Consider the following 19,308-nt stretch of genomic DNA (forward strand, 5'->3'; position numbering starts at 1 on the left):
AAAATAACAATCAATTTAACAATGATAATCATTATCATCAAACTGCAAATTTGCGGCAAGCATTTTTGTGAAATAATTGTGACGAGAATAGATTTTGTACAACAAGGAGGGGAAAAACAAAGGATTAGCACCGGGCAACGTGATGTTACCCGGCGAACAACATTAAAAACGGCTTTCAACCGCAGAGGCGAGTTTTTCAACCAGCAGTTCAGTATCTTCCCAGTTCAGGCATGGGTCGGTAATGGACTGACCGTAAACCAGCGGCTGGCCGCTAACGATTTTTTGCGTACCTTCACGCAGGAAACTCTCGGCCATAATCCCGGCAATCGCCGTCGAACCGTTGCGAATTTGCTGACACACGTCATCACAAACGTCCAACTGACGACGATGCTGCTTCTGGCAATTGCCGTGGCTAAAATCGACTACCAGATGCTCAGGCAGGGAAAATTCGTGCAGGGTATCGCAGGCGGCGGCAATATCTTCAGCATAATAATTCGGCTTTTTACCGCCGCGCATAATGATATGTCCGTAAGGATTACCGCTGGTTTGATAAATGGTCATCTGGCCGGTTTTATCCGGAGAGAGGAACATGTGGCTGGCGCGGGAGGCGCGGATCGCATCGACAGCGATACGCGTGTTGCCATCCGTGCCGTTTTTAAAGCCGACCGGACAGGAGAGCGCAGACGCCATTTCACGGTGGATTTGGCTTTCGGTGGTGCGCGCGCCAATGGCTCCCCAACTGATTAAATCGGCAATAAACTGACCGGTCACCATGTCGAGGAATTCTGTTGCCGTGGGTACGCCCAGTTCATTGACCTGCAACAGCAGCTTGCGCGCCAGTTCAATGCCGTGGTTCACTCGGTAGCTGCCGTTTAAATCCGGGTCGGAAATTAAGCCTTTCCAGCCCACGACGGTGCGCGGTTTTTCAAAATAGGTGCGCATCACGATTTCCAGGCGCGCCTGATGTTTTTCGCGCAGCCCCTGCAAGCGGGTCGCGTATTCCATGGCGGCATCAAGATCGTGAATCGAGCAGGGACCTACGATCACCAGCAAACGAGCGTCTTCACCATTTAATATTTTTTCTATCCGACGTCGGGATTCCGTGACATGACGGGCGACGGAGGAAGAAACAGGATGCCGTTGCGCAAGCTCTGCTGGAGTGACCAGATTGTCAATACGCGCAGTACGGAGTTCATCGGTTCTGTTCATTACTTGTCTCAGAAATTTGTTGCTTCAACGGCAGGACTACCGGGAAGTGATGTACATCACAATATCACACTCATCCTGCCTGGTGGCGAGCATAATAACAAAAAATCGAACCAATGCACTAGCATTCTAGTACATGCGGCGATTCAGCCCCATTATGTCGAGGATCTTGGTAGCAATCTCTTCTACCGAATAATTGGTACTGTTCAGCCATGGGATCTGATTTTTACGATACAGCGCTTCCACCTCAGCCACCTCCATACGGCACTGGCGCATGGAGGCGTAACGGCTGTTCTCCCGGCGCTCTTCGCGGATGGCCGCCAGGCGCTCAGGGTCGATGGTCAGGCCGAATAATTTATGCTGCAACGGCTTCAGTGACGCTGGCAGCACTAGATTATCCATATCATCGGCAATAAAGGGGTAGTTGGCCGCACGAATACCAAACTGCATCGCCAAATAAAGACTGGTTGGGGTTTTGCCGCAGCGAGAAACGCCGAGCAGGATCACCTGCGCCTGATCGAGGTTGCGCAACGAAATACCGTCGTCATGGGCCAGGGTGTAATCAATGGCGGCAATGCGCGCATCGTACTTGTTGAGGTTGCCGGGATTCAGACCGTGGGTACGATGGGCTATCGGCGTGGGATCGAGCTTCATTTCGTGCTGCAGTGGGGCAACCAATGCCTGCACGATATCCTGACAAAATCCTTCGCTTTGTAGAATGATTGAGCGAATTTCCGGCAAGACGATGGAGTAAAACACCAGAGGGCGCACCCCAGTTTGTTGGTAGATCGCGTCAATCTGGTCTTTAACCGCCCGCGCACGACTCTCATTTTCCACAAACGGCAGCGTAATGCTGCTGATCGTGACCGGAAATTGCGACATTACCGCGTGGCCCAATACCTCGGCGGTGATGGCCGTACCATCAGAAATATAAAATACGTGACGATCAACAGCATTATCCATTTTGCTCATCCTGGGGCTGACATAATTCTCTGAAAGCATAAATTAAAATTCGCCAGAAGCGAATATTGCTGCATCTATTTTATAAAATGAAACGGTATTTTTATATTTAATGAAAAGTACATTTCATTTTTCGGAACAAATGTTTATACCGATAGTTTTTGTGGTGATCCCCTGTGGCTCGCGGGTTTGCGCAAATGCGTAAACAATCTGAAAAAATAAAAAATAAAGTTGCTTGAACGATTCACCGTTTTTTTCGTTGAGGTAAATATGCAAAGATAATTACGCAAAATTGAGTTTCCTAACCTCGTTCATATATAAGGATTGTTCGATGTCCAACAATGGCTCGTCACCGCTGGTGCTTTGGTATAACCAACTCGGCATGAATGATGTAGACAGAGTTGGGGGCAAAAATGCCTCCCTGGGTGAAATGATTACTAACCTTTCCGGTATGGGTGTTTCCGTACCGAATGGTTTTGCAACGACCGCCGATGCGTTTAACCAGTTTCTGGACCAGAGCGGTGTAAACCAGCGCATTTATGAGCTGCTGGATAAAACGGATATTGACGACGTCACCGAGCTTGCGAAAGCCGGTGCACAGATCCGCCAGTGGATTATCGACACTCCTTTCCAGCCGGAGCTGGAAAATGCCGTTCGCGATGCCTACGCGCAGCTTTCAGCGGACGATGCCCATGCTTCTTTTGCCGTGCGCTCTTCCGCTACCGCAGAAGATATGCCAGATGCGTCATTTGCCGGTCAGCAGGAAACCTTCCTCAACGTCCAGGGATTTGATGCCGTACTGGTTGCTATCAAACACGTATTTGCCTCGCTGTTTAACGACCGCGCGATCTCTTATCGTGTTCACCAGGGCTATGACCATCGTGGCGTGGCGCTCTCCGCTGGCGTCCAGCGGATGGTGCGCTCAGACCTCGCGTCTTCTGGCGTAATGTTCTCCATCGATACCGAATCTGGTTTCGATCAGGTGGTGTTTATCACTTCCGCATGGGGCCTGGGTGAAATGGTCGTGCAGGGTGCCGTTAACCCGGATGAATTCTACGTGCACAAACCGACTCTGGCGGCTGACCGTCCGGCGATCGTCCGTCGCACAATGGGTTCGAAAAAAATCCGCATGGTCTACGCGCCAACCCAGGAACACGGTAAGCAGGTAACGATTGAGGATGTACCGCAGGAACAGCGCGACATTTTCTCCCTGACCAATGCAGAAGTGCAGGAGCTGGCGAAGCAGGCGGTACAGATCGAGAAGCACTACGGTCGTCCGATGGACATCGAATGGGCGAAAGACGGTCATACCGGCAAGCTGTTCATTGTGCAGGCGCGCCCGGAAACCGTGCGTTCTCGCGGCCAGGTCATGGAGCGTTATACGCTGCATGCGCAGGGTAAAATTATTGCTGAAGGTCGTGCTATCGGCCATCGCATTGGCGCGGGCCCGGTCAAAGTCATTCATGACATCAGCGAAATGAACCGTATCGAGCCAGGTGACGTACTGGTTACCGACATGACCGACCCGGACTGGGAACCGATCATGAAGAAAGCGGCGGCGATTGTGACCAACCGTGGCGGTCGTACCTGTCACGCGGCGATCATTGCCCGCGAACTGGGGATCCCGGCCGTGGTAGGCTGTGGCGATGCCACCGAGCGCATGAAAGACGGTGAGAAGGTAACCGTTTCCTGTGCCGAGGGGGATACTGGTTATGTTTACGCTGACATGCTCGACTTTAGCGTGAAGAGCTCCAGCGTGGAGACCATGCCGGATCTGCCGTTGAAGGTGATGATGAACGTCGGTAACCCGGATCGGGCTTTCGACTTCGCCTGCCTGCCAAACGAAGGCGTCGGCCTGGCGCGTCTGGAATTTATCATCAACCGTATGATTGGCGTACACCCGCGTGCGTTGCTGGAGTTCGATGATCAGACGCCTGAGCTGCAAAACGAAATCCGCGGCATGATGAAAGGTTTCGATTCCCCACGTGAATTCTACGTCGGTCGTTTGACGGAAGGGATTGCAACGCTGGGGGCGGCGTTTTATCCGAAACGCGTCATCGTGCGTATGTCGGACTTTAAGTCCAATGAATATGCCAACCTCGTTGGTGGTGAGCGTTATGAGCCGCATGAAGAGAACCCGATGCTGGGCTTCCGCGGGGCGGGCCGCTACGTTGCTGATAGCTTCCGCGACTGCTTCGCGCTGGAATGTGATGCAGTGAAACGTGTCCGTAACGATATGGGCCTGACTAACGTTGAAGTGATGGTACCGTTTGTGCGTACCGTTGCTCAGGCGAAAGCGGTAGTAGAAGAGCTGGCGCGTCAGGGTCTGAAACGCGGTGAGAACGGACTGAAGATCATCATGATGTGTGAGATCCCGTCCAACGCCTTGCTGGCCGAGCAGTTCCTTGAGTACTTTGACGGCTTCTCCATCGGCTCAAACGACATGACGCAGTTAGCGCTGGGTCTGGACCGTGACTCTGGTGTGGTTTCTGAACTGTTTGATGAGCGTAACGACGCGGTGAAAGCGTTGCTGTCGATGGCGATTCGCGCAGCTAAGAAACAGGGTAAATACGTGGGTATTTGCGGTCAGGGACCATCCGACCACGAAGACTTCGCGGCCTGGCTGATGGAAGAGGGTATCGACAGCCTGTCGCTGAACCCGGACACCGTCGTGCAGACCTGGCTGAGCCTGGCTGAACTGAACAAGTAACATCATGCCTTATCCGGCCTATTCAATGTAGGCCGGATAAGACGCAAGAGCGTCGCCATCCGGCATTTTATCCTGCAACGATCTCCACACTCTCCACGTTTAAACGCTGAATAATATCCTGACGCAGCTGGTATTTTCGTATCTTACCGGACGCCGTGCGCGGTAAATTCTCGACAATCACGACATGCTCCGGATATTTATACTTTGCCACCCGTTTGCGGCTAAAAAAGGCCACCACTGATTCCAGCGAGAGTGAGTGATGCGGAGGTTTCAGCACCACGTAAGCGCACGACCGTTCACCTAAGCGTTCGTCCGGCATCGCGACAACGCAGGCATCATGAATGCGTGGGTGCTGCAATAAAATGTCCTCAACTTCGCGACTGCTGATGTTTTCCCCTCCGCGCACAATAATATCTTTTTTTCGTCCGGTGATTTTGATGTATCCCGCGTCGTCCATTCGGCATAAATCGCCACTGTAATACCAGCCGTCCTGATCCAGCGCGCGAGCGGTTAGTTCGGGTTCGTCGAGGTAGCCCATAAAAACATTGGGACCACGCGAGGCCTCTTCACCTTCAACTCCTGCGGGCAGGGTATTGCGCGCTTCATCGACGACTTTAATTTCGACGCCTGCGGCAGCATAGCCGTCGGTTGTCATCATGCGGGAGGGTGAATCATCGAGATTGACCAGCGCATGCGGCGAGCTCTCCGTGGAACCATAAATACTTAACAATTTAATGCCTCGCTGTTGGCAGTCACGGGCAATCTTTTGCGGAATAGTGGTGCCTCCGCATAAGAAAAAACGCAGTGAGGTGAGATCGCAGGGCCGTTTTTCCATGCTACATAACATGTCGTAGACGAAGGGCGTAGCCCCGAGCACGCAGGTACAGCGTTGTTGCTCCAGCAGTTCAAGACAAGCTGTTGGGGTGAAAATATCCAACAATACGCTGCGCGCGCCGATTAAAAACGGCGCGGTAACGCCATGCAGAAAACCGGTAGCGTGTCCAAGTGGAGCGGGCATCAAAAACACATCCTGCCAGGTAAGGTTGAGGCGGGCGCAGTAGGCACGCTCGCTGGCAAGGATGTTGTTGTGGGTTAACATGACGCCTTTCGGCATTCCCTCGGTCCCGGAGGTAAACAGCACGGCAGCCAGTTCATCGGCGTGAACGTTAATCATCTGAGTTAACGGTGGCGCTAAAAGCAACTGGCTGAGCGCCAGCGAGGTTGTTGCTGGCGCCAGTTTATCTACGGCGACAATCTGTTGCAGATGCGGCAACTGGTTTTGTAAGGGGAGGATCAGATCGACCGGTCGGGTCTGCTTAAAAAGCGTTGGTGCGAAAAAAATCTTCGCCTGGCATTTGTTCAGTACCCATACCAACTCCGCTTCGCGCCAGGCAGGCAACAGTGGGACGGAAACCGCTCCAGTTTTCAGGCAGGCCAGATAGATAATGGTAAATTCGCACCAGCCCGGCAACTGAAAGGCAATGCGATCGCCGGGTTGAATACCGCAGGCTAAAAACCAGGTTGCCAGACTGCTGGCAGCACCGTCGAGTGCGGCGTAAGTGTACGAAGCGCCATGATTATCAACCACGGCGATTTTATCCGGCATGGCTCTGGCCGTTTGGCACCAGTAGTCGCTAAGCGAAGCATCTCCCCATAAACCCTGTTTTCGCCAGGCTTCACGGCGTTCGGCGTTAAACGTTAGTGTGATACTCATGAAGTTATTCCCTGGATGATTTCGGCATACATCTGACCGGATGGCCAGCGGGGCCAATCCGGCGGACAACATGCAAAACCCGCTAGCCGTAGCGGAAATCGACGCCAAATGTTCCGAGCGGATATTCCCATTGTGTGAGGATCGTGTCGCCGCACAGCACCCGGCAGGTGCCGCACTCCAGACAGCCTGCGGAGTCAAAATGAATATTGCCACCCTCATCCTGCTTATACAGTCCGGCGGGGCAGGCTTTCAGCAGCTTGCGAAATTCATTAAGGTCGGGATGCTCAGCCAGGATGATGTGCGGATGACCTTCATCGACATTAAATTTATTGACGCCCAGTTTGACGTCGACGTTAACGTTATTGTCCTGATTCATAGCGCGGTTGCCCCCATGATGCCGTCTTTCAGTAAGTTCATCAGCCCAACTTTTCTGGCGTGGGACATGATCATCTTGCGAACCGGCTGATTTGGGCGTCCGTCAACGGTAAACATATCGCTCATAATATCGGCCACCATGCGGGGATACTGGGTGAACAGGCGCGGGTTTTCCATCAGCGCCGGGATCTTGCGAAAATGCTGCAAATCACGCATCACGCAGCCCTGTTCGAGGGCGCGTTTGTAGTCCATCAGGCTAGTGGCTGAGTAATCCTGACGTTCTTTGGCTGCAATGGCTGTCTTGGCGGCGGCTTCTGCGGAGGCTATCGCCAAATCCATGCCACGCACCGTGTAACCCAGATTCAGACAGAAACCAGCGGCATCGCCGACGATCATCACACCGTCATCAACCAGCTTCGGAACCATTGCCAGTCCACCTTCCGGTACCATATGTGCGGAGTACTCCAGCAGTTCGCCGCCGGCAATCAACGGACGAATTGTCGGGTGTTGCTTAAAGTCTTCCAGCATTTGTGGAATGCTTTTCGTCGCATGGGCAATCTCTCCCAGTCCACACACCAGACCCAAAGAGATGGAGTTCTGGTTGGTATACAGAAATCCTCCGCCCATCAGTCCATCTGACGGCGAGCCTGCAAACAGCCAGGCTGCACCTTCGTTGCCTGACAGGTTGAATCGATCCGCAATGACCGCCGACGGTAAGCCGATCAGCTCTTTCACCCCAACGGCATAGTGCTGTGCAGAAGAGGGAGGCACCATCCCCAGTGACCGTCCCAGGATAGAATTGACGCCATCGGCAAGGATAACCATATTGGCTTCCAGGATGTCGTCCCCGGCTTGCACGCCGGTGACTTTATTACCTTCGCGGATTAGTGCGTCGACGCGCACGCCGGGGATGAACTGTACGCCAGCCTGTTCCGCTTTTTCCATAAGCCATGGGTCGAGCCTGTTGCGCAAAACTGTCCAGGAATCTTGCGCTGGCGCGTTGTCTTTCTCACGATGGAAGTCGAGGGTAACGGCGCTTTCTTCGGTCAGAAAGGAGATTTTTTCGCGGGTCACTTTACGTTCGAGCGGTGCTTCCGGCGCAAATCCAGGCATGATGCGCTCAAGGCTGTGCGCGTAGAGTCTCCCACCGGTCATATTTTTACTGCCTGCGCTGTTCCCGCGCTCGATGACCAGTACGTCCAGTCCTGCCTGGGCCATAACGTAGCCTGCAATTGTACCCGCTACGCCAGCACCGACCACAATGGCATCAAATTTTTCATCTGACATGCTTTATGCTCCTTTCCCGCCGCGAGGCAGCGGGAGATGTGCGTTAAAGAGGATTAGCGGCTGAGATGTTCGATAAGCGCTGGAACGACTTTGTAGATGTCGCCTACCAGGCCGTAATCGGCGTAATTGAAAATAGGCGCTTTTTTATCTTTGTTGATGGCGACAATGACTTTCGCGCCGTTACCGCCGACCATATGCTGGATTTGTCCTGAGATGCCTAGCGTGAGGTAAAGGTCCGATTTCAATAACACGCCAGAAACGCCAATATAGCGTTCGCGCTCCATCCAGTTTTCGCCTTCAGCAATGGGGCGTGAACAACCCACTTCAGCACCCAGTACGGATGCCAGTTGGTGCACCATTGCCAGGTCGTTTTGCGCAACCAGGCCGCGACCCACACCCACCACGCGTTTGGCTTTGCTGAGGTCCACGCTGCTCACGGATTTGGCGCGACGCTCCAGGCACATAATTTCATGGTGCGGTGAGATGTAATTTGCTGAGACAACAGGGCAGTTATGCGAGGCGTTTTCCGCTACGGGTTCAAGCAGGCCAGGGGCAAGCGTGATGATCGCCAGCGTGCTTTTGATTTTTTCTTTGCCAAATGCCAGCCCACCGTACATACGGTGTTCAGCGAACAGTGTGCCTGCATCAAGCGTTACTGATGTGGCATCGTTCACCATCGCGGCGTTGAGCTGAATGCTTAAGCGCGCGCCAAGGGATTTGGCCCGTTTGGTGGCGGGCATCAATAGCAGTCCGGCGTGTTCCTGTATCAGAGCGGCGATGGTTTCGGCATAATTTTCAACACGCTGCAAACCGGAGATTGCTTCGAGCACGACGATTTTATCAGCGCCCAGGGGTTGCAACTGCTTGGCCTGGTCGCTGCCTTGCACAATAAGGTGTACCTGCTCACCCCACTGGCGAGCGCCGGCCATTAATTCTGCATAGCGTTCTACGTTATCGCTGAACACCCAGACGTTGGCTAATTTACTCATGATAATTTCTCTCCGTTGGGCTTAGTTCAGGGCTTTTTTCAGATGTTCAGCCAGTTCGGCAATGGCTTCTGCTGAGTCATTTTCCAGAATGATGTGCTGACGTTCGGTTTGCGGCGGCACGGTGAGACTCACCAGTTCTGCTAACGGTGACGCAGGTATCCAACCAATATCGCTGGCTTGCCACGGAGTGACCGGTTTTTTACCTGCGCCCAGAATCGCTTTCATTGAGGGGATACGCGGTGTGTTGATATCCGACGTCACGCAAAGTACGGCGGGGAGCGGCAGATCAATCACTTCGACTTCATCTTCCAACGTGCGCTCAACCACCAGGCGATCGCCGTTACGTTGGATGCGGCTGACGGCATTAATCACCGGGAGCTGTAATAGTTCACCAACCAGTAAGCCGACCTGCTGAGCGTAGATATCCCCCGATCCTTCACCGAACAACATCAGGCCGACATCCATTTTTTTGGCCGCGCAGGCCAGCGCCTGAGCGGTATCGCGGGGTAATGAGTGCTCCAACTGTGGATCCTGCACCATAAACAAACTGTCCGGCCCGCGGGACAGCACGTCCTTACGCACTTTAGAGTTTTGTAGTAGCGAACCACCCACCGTTAAGGCGACGATTTCATCACCCTCGGCGCTAAGTTGCGCAGCGGCCTCTATCGCATTTAAATCAAACTGACTGATTTTGGCATCGGCCCGGTCAAAGTTAAGCGAGCGCTGTGGGGTAACAACAACGTCCTGTTCTTCAGGCACCAACTTAAAGCAGGTTATTATTTTCATGGCATCTCCAGTGATTCTCGTGTGGATAATGACGTGGCGCGTCATTATCGACAGTAGGGAAAATTGACTGAAAATAGTGTGCGACAGAGGGGACTGTATTTTCGACGGGACAATCTGTTTTCATTGCCAACAATCTTGCAAAAAAAACGACCCGGGATTACCGGGTTTATCAGCAATAATCAGACGTTGCGTACTGCAGGAAAAAACGTGAAGACAAAGGCAGTGAAAATAAATGCGAAATGCATCATGTTTTTAATCGCTTTTATGCTTGATTTGTTTCTTATATGTAAATTATTAATGCAGGGTTAATAACATTTATTCTTTCTGATTATTATAAAACACAAATAATCAGTGGTGACAATGCACTGGAGCAGCCGGTGTCATCTTGCAGATGGCGCAAATAATTTTGTTTCGCCTGGAAGGAATAACGTTGTATAACGTCATTATCGTTTTTATTTTTTCATATTAATAATTCATAAAATTGCTGCCTTTAGGTGGAGGTTGTCATGTATCAACGCTGCTTTGATAATGCCATGGAGACCCTTTTTGAACCGGGGAAAAACCCGAGGTTTTCGCGATTCGTCATCAGTGATGACCCTAAGTGGGAGTCGGGGCATCATGTTCACGATAATGAAACGGAACTTATTTATGTCAAAAAAGGGGTCGCAAGATTTATTATCGATTCGTCGCTGTATGTTGCGCATGCCGGGGATATCGTGGTGATAGAGCAAGGGCGGCTTCATGCGGTTGCTTCAGATAGCAATGCGCCTGCTACCACATACACCTGTGCGCTCCACGATTTTCGTTTCAACGGTTGGCAGGATAATCAGCTATTACAACTGCACTCGTGTCCGGTCATAAGCGTGACTCAGGGTAAGGAGGTTATTAAGAGTATCTTTAATGAGTTGAGCGTCATGCTGCCCCAGAGCAAAAATAATTTGTCGTCTTCAGCTTACGATGCATTTGCTTATGCACTAACTGTTTTATATTACGAAAATTTTAAAAATGCATATCGTTCTGAACAAGGTTATATCAAAAAAGATGTTTTAATTAAAGATGTGCTGGTTTATTTGAATAATAACTTCCGCGAAAAAATAACTCTCGATCAGCTCTCCAAAAAATTCCGTGCCAGTGTCAGTTATATCTGTCACGAATTTACTAAAGAGTATCGTATTTCGCCGATAAATTATGTGATTCAGCGACGGATGACCGAGGCAAAATTTGCCCTGACAAATACGGAAGCCTCGTTAGCGGAAATCTCCTGGCGGGTAGGGTATGAAAATGTCGATCACTTTGCCAAACTCTTCCAGCGGCATGTGGGTTGTACACCCAGTGATTATCGTAAGCAGTTTAAAAATAATCTGGCTGAGCAGGAATGCCTGATGCCAGAGGTCTGATTATCCTGGCTTGTGCCGGAAAACGCATTTGCGCTATCCGGCACGTATTACCGCTTACTTGTTCTGATAGTCTTTCAGGATTTGGCGACCAGCGACGTAAATCATAATTTCGTCGGTACCGCCGCCAATACGTTCGCAACGGACATCGCGCCAGAATCGGGAAACGCGAGCTTCATCGGTGTAACCCAACCCGCCCATGATCTGAATGGCGTCATCAATCACTTCCATTGCCGTACGGGCGCAATACAGTTTTGCCAACGCCGCGCTGGTCCGCAGTGACTGTTCCTGATCGGCCTGCCAGGCAACTTTCAGCACCATGTTGCGCATGTTTTCGATTTTAATCGCCATCAGCGCCAGTTTTTCCTGGATCATCTGGTTATGGCCAATCGGTTTACCAAATGCAATACGTTGGTTAGCGTAACGGGCGGCATCTTCGAAGGCGCACTCGGCAAAACCGGTACTGCGTGCAGCGTTGATCAACCGTTCCATTTCAAAGTTGTACATGACGTTAAGGAAACCCATGCCTTCTTCGCCGACCCTATCGCTTTCGTCTACTTCAACGTCATCAAGATAGACTTCGCAGGTGCTGAGCATGTGCCAACCAATCTTATGCAGTGGATTAACCTTAATGCCGGGTTTCTTCGAATCCACCCACCACAGCGTAAAGGCTTTTTTCGGATCTTTCGGCTCCGGATCGCGAGCCAGTACCAGCATATACGGGTACTCTTTCGCGCCGGTGATAAAGGTTTTTTGCCCGTTGAGATAGACCTTGCCATTTTTGCGAGTGTAGCTGGTGGTCGCGCTGTTGTTGTCTGAACCCGCTCCCGGCTCGGTTAATGCCAGTGCATAGGCCGGATCGCCCGTTTCCATGGTGCTTTCTGCCGTTTTACGTAACTGCTCGGCGGAGCCAAAACGGCGCATACTGTGGATACACTGACCGTTCGTTATTAAAAAAGCGGGTGCGCCGCATTTGGACACTTCCATCAGCGCCAGCATCTGCGTGACGTAATCTGCCGGGATACCGCCGAACTCTTCCGGAACGCCCAGCATCGAAATACCATTGTCGGCAAGGGCGCGCATAAACTCTTTCGGATAGGTAGCCGTCTGATCGCAGGTACGGAAATATTCTTCCGGGAAATTACTGGTAATCAGTTCCCGAATGCTGGCAAGCAGCAGTTCTTGTTCTTCAGTTAATGAAAAATCCATTAGGGTACTCCTTTTAATTGGCAGCATCGGGTAATACAAAACCCATCGAGGTGTCGATAAATAATCTTTCGTCCATCAGTTTCAGCTCGGGGGAAATAACCGGAGAAAAATCCATTTTGTCCAGAATGTCTTCCTGTAAAGAGACTCCTGGGGCAATCTCGATTAAATGAAGGCCATCTTCTTTTAACGTAAATACAGCGCGCTCGGTGATGTAGCGCACATCAAGCCCTCGCTCGAGGGCAATTTTCCCGCTGAAGGTAACTTCAGGTAATTCATTGACGAATTTTTTTACCCGTCCTTCCTGAACGATATTTAATTTGCCATCGGCAACTTCTGTTTTCAGACTTCCGGCAGTTAATGTGCCGCAAAATATTATTTTCTTCGAGGTGGCGCTGATATCGATAAAACCGCCAGTACCCATGATTTTGCCATTGAATTTATGTACGCCGACGTTGCCGTGGCGATCCACCTCAGCAAAGCTTAAATAGCATACATCCAGCCCGCCACCGTGATAGAAGTCAAACTGAGAGGTCATATCCAGAATTGCGCGAGTGTTGACGTTGGCGCCAAAAGCGATGCCCTGAGAGGTAATACCGCCTATCGGGCCAGTCTCAACCGTCAGAATGAAGTCGTCAGCGCAGCCTTCTTCGCGCGCGACGAGACCTATACCATCGGCGATACCCACGCCAACGTTGCCGACCGCGCCTTTACGCATTTCGAACAGGGCGCGGCGAGCCACCAGTTTACGCTGATTGAGCGCCAGAGGCGTTTGTTGGCTGTCATCGAGGACAAAATCGCCCGAGATAAAGCGGTTAACTGCCGCACCGCCGTACAGTTGAGTTTGATCGGGGTCGATGACCACAATATCGACCAGATAGCCCGGGATACGTACCGCTTTCGGGTGCAGGGTGGCTTTCTTCACCATTTTTTGCACCTGCATCATGACGATGCCGCCGTTGTTGTGTACGGCCTGGGCAATCACCAGCGCATCGAGATACATAACTTCATCTTCAAAGGTGGCGTAGCCTTCGCTGTCGCAGGTGGTGGCACGAATAAAGGCGATGTTTGGCGCAATGGCTTTGTAATAGAGGTACTCTTTGTTATCGATTTCCACCAGCTTGATCAGATCGTCGGTGGTCACTTCATTCAGTTTTCCGCCCTGTTGGCGGGGATCGACAAATGTTCCGATACCAATCTCACTCAGAATGCCAGGCTGGTGGGCTGCCGATGCACGCAGGGTCTGGGTTAATACGCCCTGAGGATAGTTGTAGGCGGCGATTATATTCTGTTCAGCGAGGTCGGAGATTCGTGGTGATTGTCCCCAGTGGCCGCATAATGCCCATTTGACTAAACCTTCCTGTGCCAGCGGGCTAATTCCACGGTCTGCACGGTCACCCAGCCCCGTTGGGCTAATTAATGATAAGTTTCGCGGTGACTGTTCATTTTTATATTTTTCAGCCAGCGCGTTAATTAATGTCGTTGCTTCGAGGATACCTCCGCCTGCGCCTAAAACACAGAGCGTTGCTTCATCAGGAATGTAATTAATGGCTTCAGCTGCGGATAATACGGGTACCCGACCATCAATGCGTTTTGGTCTTAATAATTTCATGTAAACTCCAGATTATATGCGTGCGACAGCCTGTCGCTATATTCGACAATAATAATTTGAGTTATTTAATAATGTCCGGCCAGCTGCCCGATATTCGTGAATGAGCGAATATCTGGGGCAGGGCATTACTGATATTAATATGAATAAATTTTATTATTACGCCTGATGCAATATGGTCAAAACGGTACGTAGATCGGTGACCGAAATTTGCCCAGGGGCAGAGGCTTTTTTCACCGCGCCAAAGGTTGCCGCTGAACCGAAAACCTCACCGGACAGGCGTGAAATCACCCCTGTTTTGGCCATTGACATGGTAATGATCGGCCGATCGGCATAGCGTTCTTGCATTTCCAGCGTGGCGCCAAGCAGGGTCAATACATCCGATGTGTTCTGCGGCATCAGGGCGATTTTAGGAATATCAGCGCCAAGTTCCTGCATTTTACGCAGACGTTGAATAATCTCTTGTGCGGCTGGCGTCTTATGGAAATCATGATTCGACATAATGACGGCGACATTTTTAGCGTGCGCATGTTCGACGGTGGCTTTAACCAACTCATCACCAGTGAAAAGCTCCAGGTCGATCATATCCACCAGACCGCTATCTACTGCCGCACGGTTTAGCTCGATATAGTTTTCAACAGATAGCGCCTGTTCACCACCTTCTTTAGCGCTACGAAAGGTAAACAGCAGCGGTTTGTCAGTCATTACATCGCGGATGGCGCGTGCAGCTTCCAGCACGCCATCTATGGAGGAGATATCGCTGAAATGGTCAACGCGCCATTCCAGAATATCGAAATCCGCTTCTCGATAGGCCTGCGCTTCACTTTTTACCGTTGCGATGTCTTTACCCATCAGCGAGACAATGATCTTCGGCGCACCCTCGCCAATCACGAGGTTTTTTACGGTTACGGTTTTCATCGATTACCCTATTAATATATTACAAATGCTTGTCCGTCAGGCTGCAAAACCCATAACCTGTTTCACATACTCCAGTGGGAAATCTTTCCCGGTCCAGAGTTTGAACTGTTCAGCCCCTTGCCATAACAACATGCCGTAACCATCAATCGTTTTGCAACCGGCAAGTTGTGCCTGCTGCAATAATTTGGTCATATGCGGGTTGTAAACGCATTCAGTTACCAGCAGGTCCGGTCGCAGCAGGGTAACGTCGGTTACGAGAGAGTCGTTCTCCAGCGGTTTCATGCCCACTTTCGTACCGTTGGTCAAAATATCTGCACTGGCCAGTGCGTCAGCAAAAGCCTGTCGATCGTCGAGATCGATAACGGTGACCACGCAGTCGGTATTCTCATTGACACGTTTGGCGAATTCTTGCGCTTTGGCAAAGAACTCATCCTGGCGGTTGAAGAGTTTGATTTCTTTGATGCCTTCAATCGCTGCCTGGGCGCCAATGGCCGTTGACGCGCCGCCTGCGCCCAACAGTACCATGGTTTTACCTCTGATATCGAAACCGCTTTCCTTGATTGCCCGAATATGACCGGTGCCATCGGTATTGTAGCCGCGCAGGTAACCATCGTCATTGACGATAGTATTGATCGCGCCGACCAGTTTGGCTGCAGGCGTTAATTCATCAACATATTCGCATGCCAGCTGTTTGTTGGGCATAGAGACTCCGGTACCGCGCATCTTTAAGGCTTTCAGCCCGGCAATTGCGTTAGCAAACGTTGAGTTATCAACTTCAAATGCCATGTAAGTAAAAGGCAATCCTGCTTTTTCTAATGCCTTGTTTTGCATTTCAGGCGACAGACTATGTCTGATAGGGTAGGCCATCAGACCAATCAGTTCATATTTTGCAGTTACGTCCATTTGATACTCCTTCTGAATAATTTATTGAAAATAACGTTCGCCCAACCGCACATCATTTTGGGGAATATCAAATACGCGGTAGTAACGAATAAAAACGATGATGGCGGTGACGAAGGCCAGCAAAGCGAATGCGAGGTCCAGCAAAATGATGTACTGCAGGCCAATGTTAGAAAGGTATCCGGTGATTAATGGGATAATAAAGTTGGCGACGCCACCCATCATCATATAAATACTGGTAACTTTGGCTTTGCTCCTGGGAAAAAACTCTGACATCACCGAAACGCCGAGCTGTAAAATCCCCCCTGCTGCAGAGAACCCAATCAGAAATGAACCGGCGTTACACACCAATGGAGATGGATATAAATAGATAATGGCGGCGGTGACGGTTGCCAGTCCGGCGTTAAAGACATTCGCCCAAATAGGTCGAACCATTTTCTTAAGCAGCGCTGCAAAAATAAACACGCAGACCAGCGATCCCATGCTGTAGTAAGAGATGGTTTTTAGCGCGTCGGCTTCTGCCATACCGGCAAATGCCATCGCGTATTTCGGCATCCAGACAACGATGACGTAAAAGGTCGAAAATGCGGCTACCCCGAACATGACGGATGCCACGCCTTCCAGCCAGACCAACGGTTTACTGTTCATCTGGGGGAGTTCTTTTGCAATGCCCGCATCCACCATCTGGCTGGGGAAGCGACTTCTTAGCAACATTAAGGTGATGATGACAAACAATACGCCCGGGATAATGACCGCATAGCCGTACCAGATATGATTGAGCAGCATGGTGCTGACGACGATGGGGTAGACCATCTGCCCAAACGAGACCATCGCTTTAACCAGGATAACAGCGGATCCAGATGCCTTAGGGAAACACTCCATCAATGCCGGATAGCCGCCTGTATCCAGCGCCGAGTTTGCCACACCGACGCAAACAGCCAGAATAAAGGCAATCATCAGATTCGGGCTGGCGGGAATACCGAAGAAAAACAGCATGTACAGAATCGCACCTAACAGAATGATTGCCCGCCGACCAAATTTGTCTGAGAGCACCCCAAAGAATAAAATACTCACTAATCGACCAAGACCAATGCCGGAAATTAAATAGGCAATCCCGGCATTGTCGGTGGAGAATTTTTCTGCAAGCGAGCTCATATTTTGCGCCAATGTAATGACGCTAATGCCGTGTAAAAAATAACTTAAATAAATACAGCTTATCGCCAAAAGAAATGGCGTAGTAAAGGTCTTGTTTTGAGACATTTTCACAACTCCTTGCGGATTTTAAAATTGTTCTGTGCTCGTCGGTTTAGTTTAAATTGCGGCGACCTTGTGAATAATATACCGGGTGGTAACTATTGGGCCTACATAGCATGGCGTTTAACTTACCAGGGATGTTGCATGTCAAATTGTGAATTTAATACTCTGCGCCCACTTTTTGCTGAAATTTTAAAAATGCAGTCAATTATTTTGCAGGTATGAGGAACAATATTGCATCCGCGTTATTCTGCGACTTGAGTCATTTTTAATTGATGCTTTGACGCGATGTTGCTGCGATAACCAATAAACAGCGCCAACAGAAAACCTACAGCGGCTATGGCGGTATCAAACCACATGATGTGAGCGATGCTAATCTCGGAAAGTTTCGCTGTAATCAACGGGATGGTAAAAGTGGCTATGCTGCCTGCGCTGTAGTAAATCCCGGTGGCTTTGCCCTTTGCCTGCGGAAAGCGTGCCGCCATCAGCGTTAAACCGATTTGCACCACGCCTCCGGCTGAAGAAAAACCGATGACAAACGCGAAGACGATGACCACGTAGGTTGTTGGATGCAGACACACCATGAGCAGGGCGCAAAATGAAATGAACGTGTACAGCATCAATAACGATGTCGCGCGTGCTGCTTTGCGTACCAGTGGGGCAGTAATCAAAACGCACAACAGGGAACCGCACGTGTAAATGCTTAAGAGTTTGATCGATAACGTATAGGACATCCCGGCGACAAACTGTCCGTATTGTGCCAGCCACTGGCTCACCAGATAAAATGTCGCCATGGCGATATAGCCGTATAAGGTATAACTGGCAAGGTCGAGCAAGGAGCATTGATGTTCAGGCTGTGCGGTTTCTTGTTTTGCAGGTTGTGTTCTGATGACGATATCAGGCCCGGGATGTGGCGGAAACCGACAGCGAAACAAAAACACACCGTTGAATAACATAATGGTTGCAGCCAGCAGGAAGGACCAGCCAAACCAAAGTTTAGCCCACACCAGTAGACTGATAATCATAGGCAGTAGAAACTGGCCACTGGAGACGAACGCTTTAATTAAAATATTGGCCGTGCTGGGTGTGCGGGGAAACGCCTCCATCAGGCTGGGGTATGTACCGGCATCGAGAAAACTGTTTGCCATTCCTGCCAAAAACCCAAATGCATAGGCAATGTAAATACTGTGAGTATTGACGATACCGACAAAGAAAATCAGGTAGCAGGTCATGCCGAAAATAATAAACGGTCTGCGGCCATAGCGATCTGAGAGCATGCCTGCCACCAGTAAGACGCTTAAACGGCCAATGCCGAGTGAGGAAATAACAATTGAAACACCCGCGGCATTGGTCTGCCACTGTTGTTCCAGTGCAGACATATTGAGGCTCATCAGAATCACCCCCATGCCGTGTACCAGGTAATTAAAGTACAGCCCTATCGCAGTGGAGAAATAGGTATTTTTCATAATATGTTACTCAGCGAAGAGGCTAAATGAGAGTGGTGTTGCTGTCTCTTAACACAAACGCTCAAGGTCGTGGGCATACAGCTCTGCAGCAGCAGATTGGTAGATTTTCCAGTCAAGAAAATTATCGTGCTGATAAACCGTCTGAAAAGAGATGAAATCGGGGAAAAAACGCATGGTGTTATTACCGATACGATTATTTATTTTGTCGATAATTGCGTTAATTCTTAACTTTCTCATGGCCTTCATTTCTGCACAAATTCGCGTGATATCTTCCGGGATTTCCCTTTCGCCACTTTCCCATTGATGCCAGGCGGCAACATTATGATCCCGCGAGATATACATAGCGCTTTCTTCTACCGTCATAGCAAAAATATGGCGGAAAGCCTGGAGTTCTAATGCGTTCATTATTTGATAACCTCATCAAAGACGGTGGAATAGTAATAACATTGCTGTGGATATTTCGGCTTGAAGAGAGTCACAGTATCTTGTGCAATATTATTTGTTCATCAACGGGGAAGTGGACGTGTGGAGCGG

The 19,308-nt window shown here is 50.3% G+C and carries 16 protein-coding genes; 2 read left to right on the plus strand and 14 right to left on the minus strand.

The genetic code is table 11. The features are described from left to right. Positions 1-162: 162 nt before the first annotated feature. Together aroH and ppsR are read right to left on the minus strand one after the other, a co-directional pair. Positions 163-1,209, minus strand: coding sequence for a 3-deoxy-7-phosphoheptulonate synthase AroH (aroH, locus tag OGW16_RS23325; RefSeq protein WP_286519042.1), 1,047 nt, complete (start codon positions 1,207-1,209; stop codon positions 163-165). Between the two features lie 126 nt (positions 1,210-1,335). Further along, a complete protein-coding gene (gene ppsR, locus OGW16_RS23330; RefSeq protein WP_043016583.1) occupies positions 1,336-2,169 on the minus strand; it encodes a posphoenolpyruvate synthetase regulatory kinase/phosphorylase PpsR in 834 nt (277 codons plus the stop codon). 328 nt (positions 2,170-2,497) lie between these two features. On the opposite strand from ppsR, the gene ppsA reads away from it, so the two are divergent. Then, positions 2,498-4,876, plus strand: coding sequence for a phosphoenolpyruvate synthase (gene ppsA, locus OGW16_RS23335; RefSeq protein WP_043016582.1), 2,379 nt, complete (start codon positions 2,498-2,500; stop codon positions 4,874-4,876). Positions 4,877-4,943: 67 nt separating this feature from the next. Here the strand turns inward: ppsA and fadK are convergent, their stop codons facing one another. The 5 genes from fadK to OGW16_RS23360 all read right to left on the minus strand — a co-directional run bounded on the left by fadK (position 4,944) and on the right by OGW16_RS23360 (position 10,027). Next, entirely contained in the window at positions 4,944-6,590 is a 1,647-nt protein-coding gene (gene fadK / locus OGW16_RS23340; RefSeq protein WP_286519044.1) for a medium-chain fatty-acid--CoA ligase, read from the minus strand. An 82-nt stretch (positions 6,591-6,672) separates the two neighbouring features. After that, a complete protein-coding gene (locus tag OGW16_RS23345) occupies positions 6,673-6,966 on the minus strand; it encodes a ferredoxin family protein (RefSeq protein WP_080625093.1) in 294 nt (97 codons plus the stop codon). Further along, positions 6,963-8,252: an FAD-dependent oxidoreductase gene (locus tag OGW16_RS23350; protein WP_100194457.1), complete on the minus strand. Its 1,290-nt coding sequence runs from the start codon at positions 8,250-8,252 to the stop codon at positions 6,963-6,965. The genes OGW16_RS23345 and OGW16_RS23350 overlap by 4 nt, the downstream gene beginning before the upstream one ends. Positions 8,253-8,305: 53 nt before the next feature. Beyond that, complete coding sequence (locus tag OGW16_RS23355; RefSeq protein WP_200001499.1) at positions 8,306-9,241, minus strand: electron transfer flavoprotein subunit alpha; 936 nt, start codon at positions 9,239-9,241, stop codon at positions 8,306-8,308. A 21-nt stretch (positions 9,242-9,262) separates the two neighbouring features. Next, positions 9,263-10,027, minus strand: coding sequence for an electron transfer flavoprotein (locus OGW16_RS23360; RefSeq protein ID WP_286519046.1), 765 nt, complete (start codon positions 10,025-10,027; stop codon positions 9,263-9,265). Between the two features lie 506 nt (positions 10,028-10,533). Between OGW16_RS23360 and OGW16_RS23365 the strand changes: the two genes are divergently transcribed. Next, on the plus strand, positions 10,534-11,424 hold the full coding sequence (locus tag OGW16_RS23365; RefSeq protein ID WP_087053197.1) for an AraC family transcriptional regulator: 891 nt from the start codon (positions 10,534-10,536) through the stop codon (positions 11,422-11,424). A gap of 54 nt (positions 11,425-11,478) precedes the next feature. Here the strand turns inward: OGW16_RS23365 and OGW16_RS23370 are convergent, their stop codons facing one another. The 7 genes from OGW16_RS23370 to OGW16_RS23400 all read right to left on the minus strand — a co-directional run bounded on the left by OGW16_RS23370 (position 11,479) and on the right by OGW16_RS23400 (position 19,179). Continuing rightward, positions 11,479-12,630, minus strand: coding sequence for an acyl-CoA dehydrogenase (locus OGW16_RS23370; protein WP_047411663.1), 1,152 nt, complete (start codon positions 12,628-12,630; stop codon positions 11,479-11,481). A gap of 13 nt (positions 12,631-12,643) precedes the next feature. After that, positions 12,644-14,239 carry an acyl CoA:acetate/3-ketoacid CoA transferase gene (locus OGW16_RS23375; protein WP_172863092.1) on the minus strand — a complete coding sequence of 532 codons (1,596 nt, stop codon included), beginning with the start codon at positions 14,237-14,239 and terminating at the stop codon, positions 12,644-12,646. Between the two features lie 156 nt (positions 14,240-14,395). After that, entirely contained in the window at positions 14,396-15,154 is a 759-nt protein-coding gene (gene aroD, locus OGW16_RS23380) for a type I 3-dehydroquinate dehydratase (protein WP_172863091.1), read from the minus strand. 36 nt (positions 15,155-15,190) lie between these two features. Beyond that, entirely contained in the window at positions 15,191-16,057 is an 867-nt protein-coding gene (ydiB, locus tag OGW16_RS23385; protein WP_043016572.1) for a quinate/shikimate dehydrogenase, read from the minus strand. A gap of 21 nt (positions 16,058-16,078) precedes the next feature. Then, the gene (locus tag OGW16_RS23390) at positions 16,079-17,314 is read right to left on the minus strand and encodes an MFS transporter (protein WP_043016571.1); all 1,236 of its coding nucleotides are present in this window, start codon (positions 17,312-17,314) and stop codon (positions 16,079-16,081) included. 239 nt (positions 17,315-17,553) lie between these two features. Further along, on the minus strand, positions 17,554-18,774 hold the full coding sequence (locus OGW16_RS23395; RefSeq protein WP_172863090.1) for an MFS transporter: 1,221 nt from the start codon (positions 18,772-18,774) through the stop codon (positions 17,554-17,556). Positions 18,775-18,822: 48 nt separating this feature from the next. Then, complete coding sequence (locus OGW16_RS23400; RefSeq protein ID WP_043016569.1) at positions 18,823-19,179, minus strand: YdiL family protein; 357 nt, start codon at positions 19,177-19,179, stop codon at positions 18,823-18,825. Between the last annotated feature and the right edge of the window lie 129 nt (positions 19,180-19,308).

The organism is Citrobacter sp. Ce104, from assembly GCF_030334595.1.
GTDB lineage: Bacteria > Pseudomonadota > Gammaproteobacteria > Enterobacterales > Enterobacteriaceae > Citrobacter > Citrobacter europaeus.